Source organism: Tolypothrix sp. FACHB-123 (genome assembly GCF_014697075.1).
Lineage (GTDB): Bacteria > Cyanobacteriota > Cyanobacteriia > Cyanobacteriales > Nostocaceae > Aulosira.
The window spans coordinates 141,542-161,161 of sequence record NZ_JACJRE010000005.1 but is presented as its reverse complement, the minus strand read 5'-3'; the positions used below and the strand labels follow the sequence as shown (position 1 = coordinate 161,161).

At 39.2% G+C, this 19,620-nt stretch carries 20 protein-coding genes, 1 pseudogene and 2 riboswitches; of the genes and pseudogenes, 15 read left to right on the top strand and 6 right to left on the bottom strand.

Going from position 1 to position 19,620, the window contains the following annotated elements:
• Positions 1-168: 168 nt before the first annotated feature.
• Positions 169-531, top strand: a pseudogene (locus H6G41_RS35655) (Swt1 family HEPN domain-containing protein); the annotation flags it as partial.
• Between the two features lie 117 nt (positions 532-648).
• The gene (rnc, locus tag H6G41_RS34965) at positions 649-1,332 is read left to right on the top strand and encodes a ribonuclease III (protein ID WP_308796016.1); all 684 of its coding nucleotides are present in this window, start codon (positions 649-651) and stop codon (positions 1,330-1,332) included.
• Between the two features lie 52 nt (positions 1,333-1,384).
• Here rnc and H6G41_RS05515 read toward each other — a convergent pair whose 3' ends face one another.
• Both H6G41_RS05515 and H6G41_RS05510 read right to left on the bottom strand, forming a co-directional pair.
• Positions 1,385-2,047, bottom strand: coding sequence for a Uma2 family endonuclease (locus tag H6G41_RS05515; protein ID WP_190744357.1), 663 nt, complete (start codon positions 2,045-2,047; stop codon positions 1,385-1,387).
• A gap of 89 nt (positions 2,048-2,136) precedes the next feature.
• Positions 2,137-3,327: a HAMP domain-containing sensor histidine kinase gene (locus H6G41_RS05510; RefSeq protein WP_190744355.1), complete on the bottom strand. Its 1,191-nt coding sequence runs from the start codon at positions 3,325-3,327 to the stop codon at positions 2,137-2,139.
• Positions 3,328-3,733: 406 nt separating this feature from the next.
• Positions 3,734-3,911: riboswitch (cyclic di-AMP (ydaO/yuaA leader) on the top strand.
• Between the two features lie 88 nt (positions 3,912-3,999).
• Between H6G41_RS05510 and ntrB the strand changes: the two genes are divergently transcribed.
• The 10 genes from ntrB to H6G41_RS05460 all read left to right on the top strand — a co-directional run bounded on the left by ntrB (position 4,000) and on the right by H6G41_RS05460 (position 14,934).
• A complete protein-coding gene (gene ntrB / locus H6G41_RS05505) occupies positions 4,000-4,851 on the top strand; it encodes a nitrate ABC transporter permease (RefSeq protein WP_190744349.1) in 852 nt (283 codons plus the stop codon).
• A 71-nt stretch (positions 4,852-4,922) separates the two neighbouring features.
• Positions 4,923-6,365, top strand: coding sequence for an ABC transporter substrate-binding protein (locus H6G41_RS05500; RefSeq protein ID WP_190744348.1), 1,443 nt, complete (start codon positions 4,923-4,925; stop codon positions 6,363-6,365).
• 53 nt (positions 6,366-6,418) lie between these two features.
• Positions 6,419-7,255 (top strand): ABC transporter ATP-binding protein, encoded by an 837-nt coding sequence (locus H6G41_RS05495; protein WP_190744513.1) that lies wholly within the window; start codon positions 6,419-6,421, stop codon positions 7,253-7,255.
• A gap of 38 nt (positions 7,256-7,293) precedes the next feature.
• Positions 7,294-7,406: riboswitch (cyclic di-AMP (ydaO/yuaA leader) on the top strand.
• A 254-nt stretch (positions 7,407-7,660) separates the two neighbouring features.
• The gene (locus tag H6G41_RS05490; RefSeq protein WP_190744511.1) at positions 7,661-8,305 is read left to right on the top strand and encodes a universal stress protein; all 645 of its coding nucleotides are present in this window, start codon (positions 7,661-7,663) and stop codon (positions 8,303-8,305) included.
• 244 nt (positions 8,306-8,549) lie between these two features.
• Positions 8,550-9,887, top strand: coding sequence for an ArsB/NhaD family transporter (locus tag H6G41_RS05485; RefSeq protein ID WP_190744347.1), 1,338 nt, complete (start codon positions 8,550-8,552; stop codon positions 9,885-9,887).
• A gap of 225 nt (positions 9,888-10,112) precedes the next feature.
• Positions 10,113-10,721 carry a hypothetical protein gene (locus H6G41_RS05480; protein ID WP_190744346.1) on the top strand — a complete coding sequence of 203 codons (609 nt, stop codon included), beginning with the start codon at positions 10,113-10,115 and terminating at the stop codon, positions 10,719-10,721.
• A 296-nt stretch (positions 10,722-11,017) separates the two neighbouring features.
• Entirely contained in the window at positions 11,018-12,865 is a 1,848-nt protein-coding gene (locus H6G41_RS05475; RefSeq protein WP_190744343.1) for an OmpA family protein, read from the top strand.
• Positions 12,866-12,880: 15 nt separating this feature from the next.
• Positions 12,881-13,378 (top strand): Rab family GTPase, encoded by a 498-nt coding sequence (locus H6G41_RS05470; protein ID WP_190744341.1) that lies wholly within the window; start codon positions 12,881-12,883, stop codon positions 13,376-13,378.
• On the top strand, positions 13,379-13,780 hold the full coding sequence (locus H6G41_RS05465; RefSeq protein ID WP_190744338.1) for a hypothetical protein: 402 nt from the start codon (positions 13,379-13,381) through the stop codon (positions 13,778-13,780).
• A gap of 32 nt (positions 13,781-13,812) precedes the next feature.
• On the top strand, positions 13,813-14,934 hold the full coding sequence (locus tag H6G41_RS05460; protein WP_190744336.1) for a sensor histidine kinase KdpD: 1,122 nt from the start codon (positions 13,813-13,815) through the stop codon (positions 14,932-14,934).
• 107 nt (positions 14,935-15,041) lie between these two features.
• Here the strand turns inward: H6G41_RS05460 and H6G41_RS05455 are convergent, their stop codons facing one another.
• The 4 genes from H6G41_RS05455 to H6G41_RS05440 all read right to left on the bottom strand — a co-directional run bounded on the left by H6G41_RS05455 (position 15,042) and on the right by H6G41_RS05440 (position 17,931).
• Positions 15,042-15,245, bottom strand: coding sequence for a high light inducible protein (locus tag H6G41_RS05455; RefSeq protein ID WP_190744334.1), 204 nt, complete (start codon positions 15,243-15,245; stop codon positions 15,042-15,044).
• Positions 15,246-15,301: 56 nt separating this feature from the next.
• Positions 15,302-15,505: a high light inducible protein gene (locus H6G41_RS05450; protein ID WP_190744332.1), complete on the bottom strand. Its 204-nt coding sequence runs from the start codon at positions 15,503-15,505 to the stop codon at positions 15,302-15,304.
• A 44-nt stretch (positions 15,506-15,549) separates the two neighbouring features.
• On the bottom strand, positions 15,550-15,753 hold the full coding sequence (locus H6G41_RS05445) for a high light inducible protein (RefSeq protein WP_190744330.1): 204 nt from the start codon (positions 15,751-15,753) through the stop codon (positions 15,550-15,552).
• A gap of 540 nt (positions 15,754-16,293) precedes the next feature.
• Positions 16,294-17,931, bottom strand: coding sequence for a DUF6930 domain-containing protein (locus H6G41_RS05440; RefSeq protein ID WP_190744328.1), 1,638 nt, complete (start codon positions 17,929-17,931; stop codon positions 16,294-16,296).
• A gap of 307 nt (positions 17,932-18,238) precedes the next feature.
• Between H6G41_RS05440 and H6G41_RS05435 the strand changes: the two genes are divergently transcribed.
• The 3 genes from H6G41_RS05435 to H6G41_RS05425 all read left to right on the top strand — a co-directional run bounded on the left by H6G41_RS05435 (position 18,239) and on the right by H6G41_RS05425 (position 19,583).
• Positions 18,239-18,601, top strand: a complete 363-nt coding sequence (locus H6G41_RS05435) for an iron-sulfur cluster assembly accessory protein (protein ID WP_190744326.1) — start codon at positions 18,239-18,241, stop codon at positions 18,599-18,601.
• A gap of 187 nt (positions 18,602-18,788) precedes the next feature.
• Positions 18,789-19,211 (top strand): M48 family metallopeptidase, encoded by a 423-nt coding sequence (locus tag H6G41_RS05430; protein WP_190744324.1) that lies wholly within the window; start codon positions 18,789-18,791, stop codon positions 19,209-19,211.
• Between the two features lie 129 nt (positions 19,212-19,340).
• Positions 19,341-19,583 (top strand): hypothetical protein, encoded by a 243-nt coding sequence (locus H6G41_RS05425; protein WP_190744322.1) that lies wholly within the window; start codon positions 19,341-19,343, stop codon positions 19,581-19,583.
• Positions 19,584-19,620: the final 37 nt, after the last annotated feature.

Genomic DNA, 19,620 nt, shown 5'->3' with positions numbered 1-19,620 from the left:
GTTTGGCAATATAGCTAGTCTCGGCTTTTAGCATATCAAGCTTCTGGCACATTTAGAATAAGTGTTGTGACAAATTTCCCCAAAGGAGCAACAGACATGAGAATTTCTCAGACTAAATGCTTCACCTTAGATGAATATTGATTAAATAAATACCACTGAGATTTTTCAATGGCTATTAGTAACCACGAACGAGTTAACAGGGCTTTAATTACTCTATCTCAAGGTTTATATCCTTATTTAGAAAAGAAAATGAAGTCAGTACATGGTGGAGGTTGGCTAGCAGTAGCAAAATCTTATTTATCTGACGATCAAAGTTTAAGGCGCACACCAGAAGAAATTTTACATGAGGATGTTTCTGCTATACTCAAATTAATGATAAAGCAGTGGGATCAAGTCTTCAAGAAAAACTTGACTAAGAGCGAACGTGCTCTCATTAGTGAACTTCTGGAAGTACGTAATAAATGGGCGCATCAATCGCGCTTTTCTACAGATGACACATATCGCGCCCTCGATAGTATTGCTCGACTGCTTAAAGTCATTTCAGCGACAGCAGAAGCAGATATTGTAGAGAAACAACAACAAGAAGTTTTGCAAATACTTTCTCCAGAAAAAGCAGAGAAAGCTCTGATTAAAGACAAATTAGCTGATATTAATAAACTCTTACTATTTCGTGATGAAAAACTATTACGCCATGCACTGACACACCGTTCTTATGTTCATGAAAACCCAGGAGAAGGTGAACATAATGAACGTCTAGAATTTCTCGGTGATGCTTTACTAAATTACTTAAGTGGCGAGTATCTTTATCGTCGTCATCCAGACAAAGGAGAAGATGAATTAACTCGACGGCGTTCAGCATTAGTAGATGAGAAGCAATTAGCAAAATTCGCTAATGAGGTAGGTTTAGATTTCCGAATGCGACTCGGAAAAGGTGCTATTCGCGATGGAGGATACCAAAATCCTAATTTACTCAGCAGTACTTTTGAAGCAGTTATTGCTGCTTACTATCTAGATAACAATTCTAATATTGAAGCAGTGCGCGCAATTGTTGAACCGCTATTTGATTCTGTACCTGAGCAAGTTGTGGTAATTCGTTCCAATGTAGATTCAAAAAATCGCTTTCAAGAATGGGTACAACGCAACGTGACGCCAAATCCTCCTGTATATGAAACAGTGCAAATAGGTGGTTTATCTCATGCACCGGAGTTTTTAGCTAAAGTTTGTGTAGAAAAAAAAGAGTATGGTGAAGGTAAAGGACGTAACAAGAAAGAAGCCGAAAAAGCTGCGGCTGAAGATGCATTAGCTAAATTAAAACAACAAGGTAGGTTATAAAATTAACCCAAATTTAAAAATATTAAGCTTTTTTATTTTACGATTTCATCCTTTATGCTTCGGTGTTTCCTATTTTTAAAGCCAAATCAAAAATCTGTTGTGCGGTAAGGTTAAATTGTGGGAAGGTAGGCGATTTAATCAAGTCATTTTCTCTAAAAGTTGTTTTTACATATTCCCCATCAACTAACTCGTATACGAAAATAGTCGGTTGTTTGGGATAACCGAGATATTCGCGTCCACCTAAAGCAGCATAATCAACAATCCAATATTCTGGTATACCCATACCTTCGTAGTCACGACGTTTATCATAATAGTCATCTTGCCAATTATTACTCACAACTTCTACTATCAATTTAACCGAACTGGCATTTTGAATTACTGATTCAGCTTCCCACCTTGTCTCAGTACTGATAGTTTTTTCATTCAAAATAATTATGTCAGGTTCGTATCCACATTTATCGCGGTACGGTTTGACAATCGATTCTCTAGGTATTGTCCAAATGTCGCCTTTACCCATTTCTCTAATAGTTATCAATAATCTTTCTATCAGAGAACCTGTTAACTTTGAATGTTTTCCTCTGGGTTTAGGCATCTCGACAATTACTCCATCATATAATTCATAACGGACTAGCGAATTTTCTGGATACCATGCAATAAATTCATCAAATGTATATAATTTTGATGCTGTTTGTGATTGTGTTTGGGTTTGATTCATAAGCTACAACTTCCATATATATCTGACCAAGAAAAAGTTGAAAATATTTTTTATCAAAATAATTTATAACGACAATATAAATGCTGATTTTATATCTTCAATTCTAAGGGGAAAGTCACAGTAAAAGTAGAACCTACGCCAAGATTTGAAACTAAATTTATTTCCCCTTGCAATAGTCTTACCAGTCGCGCCACTATTGCTAAACCTAAGCCAGTACTTCCAGAAACGTAGGATTTATGAATAGAACCTACGCGGAAGTAAGGCTCAAATATCTGAGTTTGATTTTCTGGGGCGATGCCAATTCCTGTATCTTTAACTGCGATCGCCCATTTTTGATTATCCACTAACTGACAGCCAATCTCAACGCTGCCCGAATTGGTGTAGCGAATAGCATTACTAATAAGATTTGTAACAATTTGTTGTAATCTAAATGGGTCTGTGAGTATTTGTGAAGCCTCAATCTCGCAATTGCGCACCAACGCTAATTTTTTCTCTTGAGCTAAAGGCTCTAACATTTCCACGACATTGTCGATTAATTCACACACATTAGTGAATTCTAGCTCAGGTTGTATTTTACCTGCGTCATGGCGCGAAACTTCGAGAATATCGTTAATTAGTCGCAGTAAATGTCTGCCATTGCGCAGTACCCGCTCAATATGCTCTAAATTTGCCGGAGTATTATTTTTACCATTATGCTGTCGTTGTTGACGTAAAAATAAATCTGAGTAACCAATAATTGAAGCTAGCGGACTTTTGAGTTCGTGTGCTAATTGATTTAGGTAATCTTGATTAGTATTAACTAAACGATTTAGTTCCTCGTTGTGGAGTGTGAGCGAATTATACAGGTGTTGTAATTCGCGTAAGCGTTCTTCAAAATAACTATTGAAACAGCGTGCGATCGCTTCATCAATCACAGTATCAATTAATCGCATCGCCCGAAAAATTGCTACTGGCGATCCCTGTAATAAATCTATCTCTATAGTTTCAAATATAACCGTGCGTAATAAATGATATTCCCGCGCAATTTCTTCTGGATCAAAACCTTGTTCAGCCCGGAGAATTCCATGTTGCCAACTAGCAACTATAATCGCTCTCACATCATTACCCACAGATTTGGAAAGTACTGTTACCATTGCATTCAGCACATCGGGTAGGTGATTTTGGATTGCTGTGTAAGATAAATCATCAGCACTTTCTATATGTTTATCTTTACGAACCTCTACCACCCATTGTTGGAGGATAGTATCAGTTTTTTCAGCCAATACTTGACTAAAATCCATTATTTTAAATCTTGTAAATAGAACAGATAACTAAAATTCTCTATGGAAATAGTTTAACAAGTGTAGCGTTTAATCGAGAAAATTATCAAAATTTACAACTACCCCAAGATAGAGATTTTGGTTGAGCTATTTTTTTAGTAAATGCTGTGTTTGCTTAATGTCTACGTATCAGATTTATCATTTATCTTTAGGCAATAGCTAAATATGCAAATATTTTGCTAATTGATGATGCTGCCAGTATTCACACTGTTCGGATGGGATATTAACTGATGCAGCCAAGCCAGTATATAAAACTTAACGATTACTCAACACCGAGAATATTTATGCACTTCGGGTAGTTAAATCAACAACTTTTATCTTGGGAGAGATATTTTTACTGAGAAAGCATGTTATATTATGCGGAATTAGAGTAAGTCAGCCTAATCTAGCGGCTTTCAGTAGGTAACGCTAGAGCGGAGGAACCAAATTTTGGGGCGTATCTCTTGCGGGATCGAGACTCATCGTTGACACATCATCCTGTAAAAGAGGGGCATCTCTCAGCCCTAGCCCGTCAGCTAACTTCGTAGGCATTGAGAGGAGACTGAAGAGAAGACATTTTTGTAATCTCATCAGTGTCCAAGGCTGGTACTGCTCGGATTATTGTACCCGTGCTGACATCTGTTGAGGTTGTTAATGATCTTGCAACTAAATTTAGCGGCGATTTTCGCGATCGCTGGACAAGCCGCTTGGAAAAAAGCTAAACCTGTCATAGTCCAAGATGTTGTCATCCTCCCCGCATTAGGATTTTTAGGCATCATCTTACTGTGGTGGATTGTGGCACTATTCAACCATGAAATAATGCCCACCCCACCAGAAGCATTTGTTGCAAATTTGGACTATATTTTAAACCCCTTCTATGAAAGAGGGCCGGGTAACTTAGGAATTGGTTGGCTATTAATTGCCAGCTTGCGCAGAGTCTTGCTAGGTTTTCTGTTAGGAGCCATAGTAGCGATTCCCTTGGGATTTTTAATTGGCATGTCCAAACCAGCAATGTTAGCCTTAAATCCCATCATTCAAATCTTTAAACCAGTATCACCTTTAGCTTGGCTACCAATAGCTTTAGCTATCTTTAACCTAGCAGATCCTTCAGCAATTTTCGTCATTTTCATTACCTCCCTATGGCCGACAATTATTAACACCGCCTTAGGAGTTTCTAGCGTTCCCAAAGATTATTTAGATGTCGCCAGAGTCTTAGAAATCCCGCGTTGGCGGCGAATTACCAAAATTATTTGGCCTGCCAGTCTTCCCTACATTTTTACCGGATTGCGCATCAGTTTAGGTATTGCTTGGCTAGTAATTGTTGCTGTAGAAATGCTCACCGGCGGTATCGGTATCGGCTTCTTTGTCTGGGATGAATGGAGCCGTTTAAATTTGAGTTCAGTGTTTCTCGCCGTATTAGTAATTGGCGTAACCGGATTAATTCTTGATTATGCCGTTGGCAAAATTCAAGAATTAGTAACACGTCGCCCCTCAGTTGCTAAATAAATTGAATCTGGCTTTCTTAATTACGAATTACGAATTATTTCCCCCTATTAATCTCGGCTGGAGCCACTTCAATGGCTGATCATAACTGGACTCGACGCGATTTTATCTTAGGAATGGGAGCAACAACCGCCGCAATGGCGCTCTCTTCTTGTGCTATTAAAGGTAATACTGGCGCTACAGGACTCAGCGAAGAAGCCTTAGCCATAGAACCAGTAGTTAGATCCCAAGACTTAGAGAAGCCAGATATTACTGTTGGCTACGTACCTGTAAATGATTGTGCGCCATTTGCGATCGCCTGGAAAAAAGGCTTCTTCCGCAAATATGGCTTAAACGTCAAACTCAACCGCGAAGCCAGTTGGGCGACTTCCCGCGACGGCTTGATTTTTGGGCGTTTAGATGCTGCGCCTGTCGTCTCCGGTGCAGTCACCAACGCCAGAATTGGAGCTGAAGGCGCGCGCCATGCACCCCTCTGCGCCGGTATGACAATCCACCGTCACGGTAACGCCATGACGATGAACAAAGCCATGTGGGATTTTGGCTTGCGTCCTTGGTACGAGTATCAAGAAAAATATGGCGATGGCGCTTTAGAAGCCTTCGGTAGAGATTTTCGCGGTTATTTTGACAACCAGCCTCCAGAACGCAAAGTTTGGGCGGTAGTCCTCAGTTCTGCCATCTACGAATACTTTGTGCGTTATATTTCTGCTGCGGCTGGTGTCGATCCCTTAAAAGAGTTTCGTGTCATAATTGTCCCACCACCGCAGATGGTAACCAACGTGCGGATTGGGGCAATGCAAGCTTACATGGTTGCCGAACCTTGGAATACTAGAGCAATTACAGGCAACGAAGGTATCGGTTTTACCTTTGCCCAAGGTAAAGAAGTTTGGTTAGGACACCCCGATAGGTTATTGGGAGTGATGGAATTATTTATCGATCAATATCCCAAAACCTATCGTTCCCTCATCAAGGCGATGATTGAAGCTTGTCAATATTGCAGTAAGCCAGAAAATCGCCAAGAAGTTGCGGAATTAATTACAGATAGATCCTTTACTGGCGCAAAACCGAAAAAGCCCGGAGCGCCAATTACCAAATTTACCGGGCCAGGAATTTTAGGCAATTATAACTATGGTGGATTTGATGGTAAAGACCGCACCATTACAGCTGCTGACAATACAATTTTCTTTGATATCCCGGATAACTTACCCAAACAACCAAAAGAACACTCGACATTCTTGTGGCGATCGCGCAGTATTTGGTTAATGACACAAGCTGCACGTTGGGGACAAATTAAAGAATTTCCCAAAAATGCAGAAGAATTAGCCGCTAACGGTTGGCGCACAGATCTTTATCGTGAGATAGCCGCAGAAATGGGGATTGAATCCCCAAAAGATGATTACAAAGTTGAACCAAAAGAAGTATTTATCGATCAAAAAGCTTTCGATCCCAGCGATCCTGTGGGCTATTTAAATAGTTTTGAAATTAGGGCTAAATCTCCTATTCGTTTCTATATGTCTTAATTGCACAGTAGCAATATTGACTGACGACTCAATATTTTCCGGAGCATTTGATGATGAAATCTACCTCATTACCTATCAATACCCATAACGAAGCCATACCAGACTGTGGATTTCTGGAAATTGAAAATTTAGTCAAGTCATATCCGACACCAGATAAAGGTAATTTTGTCGTTTTAGATGGTGTAAATCTTTCCATTGGTGCAGATGAATATATATCAGTAATTGGGCACTCTGGTTGCGGTAAATCAACTTTGTTAAAAATTGTTGCTGGATTAGAAACAGCCACTTCTGGATCAGTACGGCTAGACGGTAAAGAAATTCGCCAGCCGGGTGCAGAAAGGATGATGGTATTTCAAAATTACTCGCTTTTACCTTGGTTAACAGTGCGAGAAAATATCCGGTTAGCTGTAGATGAAGTGCTAAAAAATGCTAATCGCTCTGAAAAAATTAGCATTGTGAACGAACACTTGGCAATGGTAAACTTGACGGCGGCTGCTGACAAATATCCCGATGAAATTTCTGGGGGTATGAAACAGCGTGTGGGCATTGCTAGAGCTTTAGCAATTCGCCCAAAAATGTTGCTGATGGATGAACCTTTTGGGGCGTTAGATGCGTTAACTAGAGGTAAATTGCAGCGACAAGTATTAGATATCTGGGAAAAACATCGCCAAGCAGTGATGATGATTACTCACGATGTAGACGAAGCCATTTATATGTCAGATCGCATCGTCTTAATGACAAATGGCCCCGCCGCCACCATCGGAGAAATCTTAGAAGTACCTTTTTCCCATCCACGCGATCGCGCCGCCATGCGTAACTCCAAAGAATATTTTGAATTGCGCAATCACGCCTTAAATTTTCTGGATCGCTATTTTACCCAAGATGAGTAAATTAGATTATGATCCTTTTAGTGGGTAGCCTAATTCAAATTCGGTAAAATCTGAATTTGAAACGGAGGAACCAATGTTTGGGGCTAATCATTATGAGAGACACCTTCCAGTCTTAGCCCGTCAGCTAACTCCGTCGGCAGTGGAAGGAACCGCCAAAAACTTTGGCTTTTATACCAGTTGTTATTGGGGTTTCTTTTACCGATTTTAGTTATTAGTCATTGGTCATTAGTCATTAGTCATTAGTCATTAGCAAAAAATCTAGACAACTGACAACTGACAACTGTACAGACGCGATTAATCGCGTCTCTGACAAAGGATCAATGACAAAAGACAAAGTTGGTTACCCTGCTTCTCATTTAGTCATTTGTTTCATGGGAGAGAAGTTAAGCTGTGAAAATCAAGCCAATGCTAGTGCGCCTACAAAGCACCATCGGTCGAGATGACTTAATTGAGCAAATGGTATTGCTACCAGAGCCAAGAAAAACACTTTCTAGAAACGCCGATCCAGCAAAACCAATTAACTTAATTGTTGCTTATGATGCTTCTCCCAAAAGCCATACCGCTTTAGATATTGCTTTTTGGATTGCCCATCAAACACGCTTAGCTACTAATACATCAGTCACAGTTCAAGCCGTTTATGTAGTAGCAGATAAGCAAAAAAGCCAGTATTCAGATATCTTTAGTTTGACTAGACATATTACTCCTTTAGAATGTCCAGCCAGCAACGTCTCGAAAACTGTCACCCCCGTTTTAACTCAACCAAAACTACAAGCAGTAGCGCCACATTTACAAGAAAAATCCTTAGCTGTCATCCAAAAAGCAGACCAAATTCTTTGGCAAGCACGCAGTCTTGCAGAAGAATGGCAAGGTTCTTTTAAATCTCATTTGCGTTTTGGTATAATTGGTACAGAATTGAGAAAAGTTGTAGAATTAGAAAGTGCCGATATTTTATTTATCGGTTGTCGATCTATTCATCATCCTATTATCAAATCGCTAGGTTCTGATTTCCCTTGTGCAGTTTTAGGAATACCTAGTTGTATTGAAGAATAAACTGAAGAATTCAGGCTATTGAGTTCAGTTCCTCTTCATTTCACTAAAGTTTCCAAAGATTCCTATTTGATTGCTGAAAAAACTTTATATATCCCTAACTTGCCTTTTCCCTGTTCCCTGGTTTGTGTTCCCTTTCTGTTTAAGTGATTTCAAAAATCAAATAGGAGTTTTATATCCACAAGTCACCTATACTTAGGTGGCTTTTTTCATTATTATGCAAATAATAGACTGGAGGATAGACAGGGTGGAAAATTTGCAAGCGCTCCTGAGCATTATTACTTTTATATCTGTCATTGTTTTAATCATGACAGAATGGGTACATCTTACCATTGCAGCCTTTTTAGGAGCATTATTACTAGTTTTTACCAACGTCATGACTTTAGAAGAAGCCGTTGGATATATCGGTAATAGTCATGGCACACTCGGTTTATTCTTTGGAGTCATGGTACTAGTAAGAGCATTTGAGCCTACCAAAATATTTGATTACTTAGCTACGCAAATGGTGCTATTGGCTAAAGGTGATGGTAAGCGCCTCTTACTAGGTATTGTGGCTATTACCACCCCAATTTGTGCAGTATTACCTAATGCGACAACAGTCATGTTATTAGCTCCCTTAATTCCGCCAATGGCGGAAGAAATAGGAGTCAACTTTGTTCCATTATTAATTTTGATGGTATTTGTTGCTAATAGTGCTGGCTTACTAACACTTGTTGGCGATCCTGCAACATTTATTGTGGGTGATGCTATTAATATTAGCTTTACAGATTATGTACTGCGCTTAAGTTTAGGTGGTGTAATTGCCGTCATCACAGTAATAGCTACATTACCATTTTTATTTCGCAAAATTTGGCGGACAAAACTCGAAAATCTCGAACAACTTCCACATCCACAAATTAATCATCCCCGTGTTTTATTGGTTGGAGCGTTAATTATCGCTTTTGTATTACTATTTTTTGTGATTGGCGAATCTCTACCAGTTCCTATATCACCTGCGGCGGTTGCTTTATTAGGCGCTGGTTTAGCTTTACTACTATCTCACCAAAGTAAAATCGATTCCGTGAACAATATCTTACGGGATGTTGACTGGAGCACCTTAATATTTTTTATGAGTATTTTTGTGCTGATTGGTGGATTAGAAAAAACCGGAGTAATTAACAGCCTCTCAGGTATATTAGCAGCCATATTAGGAAAGAATATTGTTCTCGGTTCCCTAGCTTTAATATTTTTTGTCGGGATATTATCTAGCGTTGTCCCCAATATCCCCTTAGTCGTGGCGATGGTTCCCTTACTCAAACAATATCTTGTTAACGTCGGGTTAGCGCCAGCAGAAGTTCTCGCATCCGATTTTCAAGGACAATTTCCGCCAGAAGTTTTACCATTGTTTTACGCCATGATGTTTGGTGCCACCTTAGGCGGTAATGGCACATTAGTAGGCGCATCATCTAACATCGTCGCCGCCGGCGTCTCTGAACAGCATGGACGGCGCATATCTTTTAACACATTTCTTCACTACGGTATCCCAGTAATGATACTGCAACTATTGACTTCTGCTTTGTATGTGTTGTTTCGCTTTTTACTCTAAGTATTTAGCTGCGGACTTTATCAAAACCTAATTCCACGAAGAAGTTTTTTAATTATTACTTAATATTTAGCAAAGTCAATCTGTATACAGATAAATTTCCATCTTTAGGGGGATGGATCTATTTGTTGTATTCAATGATTCTACCTTACGGAGAGATTTTTGCTCTCTAAATCTGGTAAAACAACTATAAGTACAAATAATTACACCCTGAAAAGGATTAAACCCATGAATCCGCCTGAAGAATACATCAATAATAATTTGAGAGAGCCAGGTCAAGGGGTTTCGGCATCTGATATCAACAAATCGCAATTTAATGGTACAAATCTTAGCGAAATTAACAGTTTAGATAGAGTCAGAGATATTCTTTTTGGTAACCAAGTCCGGGAGGTAGAAAAACGGTTTGGAAGGTTAGAAGAACGTCTAGCTAAGGAATTAACTAACCTGCGAGATGAAACAAAGAAACGTTTAGATTACTTAGAAACTTATATTAAAAAAGAAGTTGATTCCTTAACAGAACGCTTGAAAAATGAGCAATTAGAAAGAGATGCAGGTGTGAAAGCACTGGCGGAGGATCATAGAAATCTCTCTATTTCTCTAGAAAAAAAGATTGCCCAATTTGATGAACAGACGACTAACAGTCAAAGGGAACTCCGCGAACATCTCCTGAACCAATCTAATAGCCTTCAAGATGATATTCGGCAAAAATATGAAGAGATTATAGCGTTACTAGAACGAGAATCTCAAGAATTGAGGCGAGAAAAAACCGATCGTTCTCAGCTAGCTTCTTTGTTTAGCGAACTAGCTATTAGGCTGAATGCTGATGTGAAATCATGATAAAAGTAAGGAGTGAGAGGATTTTACTCTCACCTTACTAAATAAAATTTTTACTATTAAGATTACATTTTCAAATTATTAATTCAAAGATTGAAATCACTTAATGCTAAAACCGATTTAGTTTAGCAATTTCTTTCTTCTCTCTGCGTCTCTGCGATTTATAAAAACAGACATCGATAACAGAGCTTTAAACTCTACTCAATCTTATTAATTTATGGCAGATATTATAGCTGTTAAATGTTTAAAATTAAAAATATTAAAACTCAGTATTAAGTATAAATCAGAGGATTTTAATTATGAATAAAAAATCCACTAATGGCATAAGTAAAGAATCCCTAAAATTACAAAGTAATGGTAGCCAAATTACTGTCAGCACAGCGAATACAGAAGATAATCAGGAATTAAGCCAGTCATCAATAATAGCAAATAATCATCAGCAAAAAATCAACGATGAATTAAATATACTGCGCAGTTTATTACTGGGTGTTGAACCAACTCAACTTAATAAACTCTACGAAAGATTAAATAATCCACAAATTCAAGCAGAAGATATTAGTCGCTTGCTTCCAGAAGCGGTGATTTTGCGAGCAAAGCAAGATAAACAATTGGGTGAAGCTATAGTAACTACAGTTGAAACGGCTATTCATTCTTCAGTCACGCAAGACCACAATATACTTTCAGAAGCCTTTTTTCCCATTTTAGGGCCAGCTACCCGCAAAGCAATTTCAACTGCGTTAGAAGAGATGATGCAATCTCTCAATCAAACTTTAGAACATAGCTTATCACCCCAAAGTTTACGATGGAGATTAGAAGCAAGGAGAACCGGTAAATCATTTGGGGAAATTATTCTCCTGCGGACGCTGGTTTATCGAGTAGAACAAGTATTTTTAATTCATAAACAAACTGGATTATTACTACAACATTTGGTAGCGCCGAGAGTTACTACTCAAGATCCTGATTTAGTATCAGCGATGCTGACAGCAATTCAGGATTTTGTCAAAGATTCTTTTACTGTGAACAAAGCTGAAGGATTACACAGTTTGCAGTTTGGTGAACTGACGATTTGGGTAGAAGAAGGGCCGCAAGCCCTCATCGCCGCGATTATTCGGGGGAAACCAGCGCAAGAATTTCGGGTAACTCTGCAAGATGCGATCGCCAAAATTCATTTAAGATTAAGTAGCGAAATTAACACCTTTAACGGCGATACAGAGACAATGGCAGCTAGCAAGCCTTATTTAGAGGCTTGTTTAGTCGATGGCTATAAATCTGCACAGAAAAAAAATTATACTTATGCCTGGGGATTTTTAGGTACAATAGCGATCGCGTCAGGGATTTGGAGTTTTTTCACCCTTAGAGACCAATTTCGTTGGCATTCCTATACGCAAAAACTGTCAGCACAACCAGGAATTGTTGTTTTAGATACCAAGAAACACCAAGGTAAATATGTAATTTCGGGAATGCGCGATCCTCTAGCAGTAGACCCCCAAACCCTGATCGAGCCAGCCAATCTCAACCCAGAAAAGGTAATCGGTCAATGGCAGCCTTACCTATCATTAGATCCAAAATTAGTTAATATAAGATCTGAGAAATTACTGTTACCACCAAAAACAGTATCATTAAAAGTTGACGACAATGGCATTCTCCATGCTACTGGTTATGCTCCGCGTCAATGGATTTTAGAAACGCGAAAGTTATGGCACTTTATTCCCGGTGTCAATCAATTTAACGATAAAAATCTTCAGGATATTGCACTGAAGCAATTAGAGTTATATAAACAGCAAATTGAACAAGAAACACTATTATTTGTAGAGGCAAAAACCGAATTAATTCCAGGTGAAGCTGATAAACTCGCTAAATTAGCGAACACAATTAATCAGCTATTAGCTACTGGTAAATATCTCAATAAAGATATCAGCCTGCAAATTACAGGACACACTAGTGCTACTGGAACCGAACCAATCAATAATTTGCTTAGTCAAGCCCGCGCTAACAGGATATTATCTTATCTAAATTCCCAAGGAATCAACACCAACAAATTTAAAGCTGTGGGTGTAGGCTCTAACTTATCTTCAAACTCAGAAACAACACAAGCGGCTAACCGCAAAGTCACATTTAAAATATTCATCACCGACACTTCTAGTTGAAGTGATTATCAGTTTATGCTCCAGAAAAAGATATGTATGGTAGGTGCATTTGCCACAGGTAAAACTAGTTTAGTATCCAGATTTGTAAGTAGTATTTTTTCAGAAAACTACCATACTACTGTGGGCGTAAAAATAGATAAAAAAACGGTCAATATTCAAGATAAAATCATCAACTTAATTCTTTGGGATCTCTATGGAGAAGATGAATTTCAAAAAGTACGCATGTCTTATTTACGGGGTTCATCTGGTTATTTATTAGTTGTAGACGGCACTCGGAAAAATACTCTAGAAAAAGCCTTAAACCTCCAAGGTAGAGTCGAAGAAACTATTGGTCAAGTTCCTTTTATTATGATGTTGAATAAATGCGATTTGACAGATGAATGGGAGATTGACGCGGTAGAAATCGACGCAATTAAACAAAAAAATTGGATTGTGATGAAAACCAGTGCTAAAACTGGTCAGGGTGTAGCAGAAGCGTTTCAAACTCTTGCTGAGAAAATAATGGATGAATAAATGCTAGATGTTCCCACTCCTGTGATTGCTTATCTATTAACTTTTATTTTAGAAGAACTATCCCTAGCCTATCTTCTAGTCAATAAAGATGGCTGTTTATCTGCTTGGGGTGGAAAACTAGCTGCATATGGAGTTAGTAACCTGAAAGTAGGAGAAAAAATTAAAGAAAGGGTGTTTTTTTTAGAAGGTATGTTGCCATTAGATGATTTTCCGTTATTTTTACCCAGATTAAAAACTGAATATGGTATTTGTGCAGATGTGCATCTATTTCCTTCAACAGAAGGTGATTGGATATTAATGTTAGATGCAACTAGGAATGAGAAAGATTTCACATTTATTCAACAAAATGCTAATGAATTTAGCTTGTTACAAGAGAAATTAGCTAAAATTTTTCAACAATAATTAATAAAAAAAATTCTTAATGGCATAAACTGATGAATGACTCTATCACAGACGACTTATTCGCCGCTCTGAATATTCTAGTGTTAGAGCGACTATATCCTGGTTCTTTTAAAGTGACTGGGAAAGTACCAAATTGGTTAAGGCATTTTTGTCATCCCAGAGTTACATCAGGTACAGAGGTTTTAATTCCCGAACAACAGTTTCCTTTTTTAGAAAACTTTTTGATTGATGCTGAAGAATTTTGGCAAAATAATAGCTCCAGTAAACTCAGTTCTGGATTCTGGACTGACAATGATTTAGCCGGGAAAGAATATCACTTTGAAGCTTCAGCTATTTCTCTCAATAACAGACACTTTTTATTAATTGAATTATTAGACGAAGTTTATACAGAAAAGCAAGATATTATTCAAAAAGCTCGAGAAAATCAATTAAAGTATCAACAATTAGTTAAAGATAAGCAAAAAAAAGAAGTTTTAATTCATTGTATTATTCATGATATAGCCGGACAATTAAGCAGTATTAATTGTTGTCTAGCTTTGTTAGAATTTGAAAGCTTAACACCAAAAGGACAAGAAAGGTTAGAAATTGGCAGACAGCAGACAATTAAGCAAGAAACGCTAATTAGGGAAATATTAAATGCATTTTCCGAGGAAATGCGATCGCTTGAAGCCTTTACCCTTGATCCAGAACAAGCACCGAATATTTTAGCTTCTGTACAAGAGACAATTAAGCTGTTAAGTCCGAGCTTTGTGTTGAATCACGTACAATTACAACTAGCTAGTGATATTGCTGTGACAGCAGACTGGAGAGTAGTAGGCGATCGCTCCCGTTTAGATCGGGTAATGTCAAATTTAGTAGAAAATGCATTGCGCCACAGTCCGCCAGACTCTACAGTGGAAATTGGTTTACAATCAGATGAAACATCTATTCTCGTGACCATTGACGATCGCGGTATGGGAGTACCACCAGAAATAGCCAACAATTTATTTCAAAAATTTACCCAAGGTGGGCAAAAATCAGGTAGAGTTGGACTAGGACTTTACTTCTGCCGGATTACAGTTGAACGTTGGGGTGGTAAGATAGGCTATTTACCTCGTCCTGAAGGCGGTTCGCGATTCTGGTTCCGTTTATTAAGACCTGAAAATCAGTTTTAATGGTTTCATTTGAGCTTTTGATTAACAGTATTTAGCAAAAAATTAGGGCACAACAATGTTGCACCCTAACTGCTGACAATCTATAGCTTGATTGAGTGGAAATGCAATTAATAGCTCATCAGATGAAGTACATCGCGCAGTACGCTATATCCTGCTAAATCCCACAATAAATAAGCCAAAAAGCCAATCGCTGCTAAGCGACCATTCCAGATTTCTGCTTGTGGTGTCCAGCCAAACAGAAAAGCATTTCTATCTACACCGTTATATTCTGTAGCAACTGGTGGTAAATCAGTAGAAGGACGAGTTTCCATTTTTTTATCTCCAATAATTGAACAAGTAATTGCGCAGGTTTTTGATTATTTAATCCTTAATAACCAATAAGGTGCAGTACATCGCGCAGTACGCTATATCCTGCTAAATCCCACAGTAGATAAGCCAAAAAGCCAATCGCTGCTAAGCGACCATTCCAGATTTCTGCTTGTGGTGTCCAGCCAAACAGAAAAGCATTTCTATCTACGCCGTTATATTCTGTAGCGACCGGTGGTAAATTAGAAGAAGAACGAGTTTCCATCTTTTTATTTCCAATAATTGAGCAGGTTTTTGATTATTTAATTCTTAATAACCAATTAGGTGCAGTACATCGCGCAGTACGCTATAGCCTGCTAAATCCCACAATAAATATGCAAGAAAACCAATAGCTGCAAGGCGACCGTTCCAGATTTCTGCTTGCGGTGTCCAACCAAACAGAAAAGCATTTCTATCTACGCCGTTATATTCTGTAGCGACTGGTGGTAAATCACTGGAGGAGCGAGTTTTCATGTTTTCCCCTAACAATTTGTTTTTTGTTGTGTCTTGCTTCTAATGTAACGATTTATAAATTAATTGCTTTCTGTCTGTAGATACAAAGAATAAGCACTTCTTGTGGATGAATATTAAGCGAGAATGTAGCGAATATATCCACCTTAAGATGGTGATAAAAAACTAATTGTAAATAAATGTAACGCCGAATACCAAAAAGCGCATATAAGCGAATTTCCCAGGCTTCCAGGCATCAATGCTAATAATAAATTTGCAAAAATATCAGATATACGTTTAATTTTGAGATATATAAAATAGGGTAAGTATTACTAGCATGTAATGCAGATAAGAAGGTAATTTTTGGAATAATTCAGCTAAATTTATATGTTATTACACGCTCATCATTGTTCAGCTTTCTTTGATCAATTTTTAATCTAAAATCTCAAATCTAAAATCTAAAATTGTGTGGTATTACCATCACCAGGGAACACACCCTTGGATTTCCGCAAGAGTGCATTCATGGCTCATAAAATTAATTAGGAATCTTCCAGGGAGACACCACTATTCAAATTGAAGTTGGGGAACCAGTTGTAGAGTCCCTATGCCTAAATCTTTGGGAGAAAGCGATCGCGCTTCAAAAAGAGCCATCATATCCCTTAATTGGGGGTTACCACGAGAAGAACCAGTCAATCCTTTGGCAATGATTAAGCCACAGTAGCCTTTGGTATTCTTACACCGTTGATTCCATTTTTTCCTAGCTTCTACATGTACGGGATCGTCATCTAAAAATTCCCCAAACAGGAACAACTCATCATTGTGAGTTTGCAATAATCCTAAATCATAGTTATTGCCATCAAAGGGATCGGCTCCAGGATTAAAGCAAATTGCTTTCAATCCACCAGCGGCCTCTACATTTTCAATTACCGTCTTAGCTCTGGGTCGGGAAGTTTGAATTAAAATGACAGGCAAACCATCACCTACTTGGGGAATTTCACCCACAGGATGATAGCTAACGCCTTCGCGCAAATACGCCAGCATTTCCCAAGAGACTACTCCCAAGCTGAGGAATGAATCTTCGGGGATCAAATCATCTCGCAACGAACGGAACATCGAGGAAGCTTCGCCCATGTCTTCATCTTCATCTAAGCCAGCCATTTCTTCTAATTCTGCTGCCAACTCTGGCATAGTCGAGACAGTTACAGATACAGTTTTAGTGGCTTCATGGGACTGAGGAAGAGTAATGCGATAGCGATGGTTGAGGCTGGGGAAGGAGTCTGCATACATTTGGCGACGATGATCCCGGATAAAGCGGCTGAGACTTTCTAAAGCCACAAACATTACCAATGCTTCTTCGTCATATAAAACCGATCGCAGTCCTTCTAGAGGATGGATATTGCCAAAGGTCGGGTCAATTTCCGATAATGGCAAATCTGCTAAATCGTCATCCTCATCCTCAAATTCATCTGTGTCATCACTCCGTTCAAAGGTGAGAAATAAGCAATCTTGCTTGAGGAATGCTTCTTCTAAACGCCCTTGTGAATCTTCATCTTGTAACACAGCGGCGCGAAACTGCTTGAGGGATTCTTCGGAACGATACAACAAAATTCCATACTCCATCCCCAGCATTCCCATAACTGAAGCGTAGAGTTTACCGACATCCCATTTATTAATCTCTATAGATAATATTTGTTGTTCTTCTAAAAACTCCCAAGGAGAGGCTTGCCAAATGGCGAAAGCCTTCTCTTGCAAGGCTTGTGCATATTGTGGTGGTAAATCGGGGATTTGACTGTCGAGGATTTCCCCAAAAGAGCGAAACAGCTCGTCAATTAAAGGTAATTCTGGTGCGTAGTCAATAGCAATATCCAGGTCTTGCAACACACCGCGCAGATAAAATTGAATCTCGCGATCGCGCACGACAATTCTTTGCGGTCGAGCCGGTTTTGCTGGACTATGAGGATGCTCCATTGCGCGCATGAGAGTGCGAACCACTGCTTCCGGGCCAGTATCGGGTGCGACTACGTCCATTCCTCTGACAATACCTTGAGAGCCATCCACCCACAGAATGCAGTCCCCCTTGGACTCTCCATCTGTAGACTGGGTTTGCGATGATGACAACGGACGGCGATCGCCCTCCCATACAGAAGGAATTTGGGATAATTTCTTCAACCGACGACTGGTAGAGCGATTAAAACTGGTCATAGAGTAAATTAATTAAAAGAAGCAATAACCTCGTCAATTTTTGGGAACGGCTAGCCTCGGATGACGTTTTCGAGAGCTAAGCCTGAAGATTGGTTGCGATTTTTCCTGCCACAAGGCTGAATATCCCAAAATAGCGAATCTTTAAACGCACCGAATCTCTCAATTCTAGAATAAAAATATTTAGCCGCTTTTAACGGAGTCGTTACAATTTGCCAATCAGAGACATCAATGTCGCTAGAATGGATACAAAAACATACAATACAACCCCAGGGTACTGGTTAGACCTCTTAAGGAGTTGAAACAGCAGATGACACAAGCACAAGCAACTCAGCCACAACAGCGCGGAATTCAGCTTAGCGAAGCCGCATTACGCCAGGTAAAATCCCTTCGCGACAAGCAAGATCAAGATTTATGCTTGCGCGTTGGCGTCAGACAAGGCGGCTGCTCTGGGATGTCTTACATGATGGATTTTGAAGACAGCAGCAAGATTACCGAGCACGACGATATTTTTGACTACGATGGCTTCAAAATTGTTTGCGATCGCAAAAGCCTATTATACCTCTATGGCTTAATGCTAGATTACAGCGATGCCATGATTGGCGGTGGCTTCCAATTTACTAACCCCAACGCCAACCAAACTTGTGGTTGCGGAAAGTCATTTGGCGTCTAGTCAAGATTCCAAAGTCAATAGTCCAAAGTTCATAGGCCAAAATTTAATGATCCGGAACTCTTGACTCTTGGCCATTGACCATTGACTATTGACTATTGACAACTGTACGGGCGGGTTCACAAATATCCTCACCGCTCAACGATAATTCTCAATAAACCCGCCCCTACTGACCATTGACAACTGACCAATGACTAACACCGTTGAATCCCTATTTGATACAGGTTTAGAACGCTATAAAGCTGGAGAAAGCGCTGCTGCTTTAATTCCTGTATTTAAAGAAATTTGCGATCGCGCTCCTAAAAGCAGTTCGGCTTGGACTTGTTTAGCTTGGTTGTATCTGCTGGAAAACAAAGGTAACCTAGCCTACAAAGCCGCACTCAAAGCAGTCAAGCTCAATCCCCAAGACCCACAAGCCAGAATTAACCTAGCTGTCGCCATGCTAGAAACTAAACAAAAAGGTCTACGGGAACATGTTGATTTCGCCCAACAGTTAATTTTTGTTAATCAAGAATGGGAGGAAGAAGTCAAACACAGCATTGAAGATGGTTTAACGAGAAAACCAGATTGGCAGAGTTTGACAAAAGTCAAAAACTGGCTGTTTGATAATTAGGGGTATGGGGTATAGGGTATGGAGCATGGGGCATTGAAAATTAATTTTTGCTCCCCCTGCTCCCTACTCCTAGTCCCTCTTGCCTTTTCCCCTAGCCCCTAGCCCCTAATCTCTATTCCCTATTCCCCTATGAAAGAGAAATTGTTAAACTGGCTCAACCTGATTTTAGTCGCAGATGTATTTCTAGTTTTCTTTGGCTTTGGGTGGTTTGCGATCGCAGTAATTGGTGATGCTTCTGGTATCAATCTAGGATTAGATTTGTGGCATCAACTATGGCAACCTCTATTTAACCCAGCCATTGGTATTCTCATGGGCGGCGCACTTCTCAGCGGTCTTATCAGTTGGATCTCCCGAAAATTTCAAGCAGATTAATCACTCCTGGAAAGGAAATTTAATTATTTATATTCAA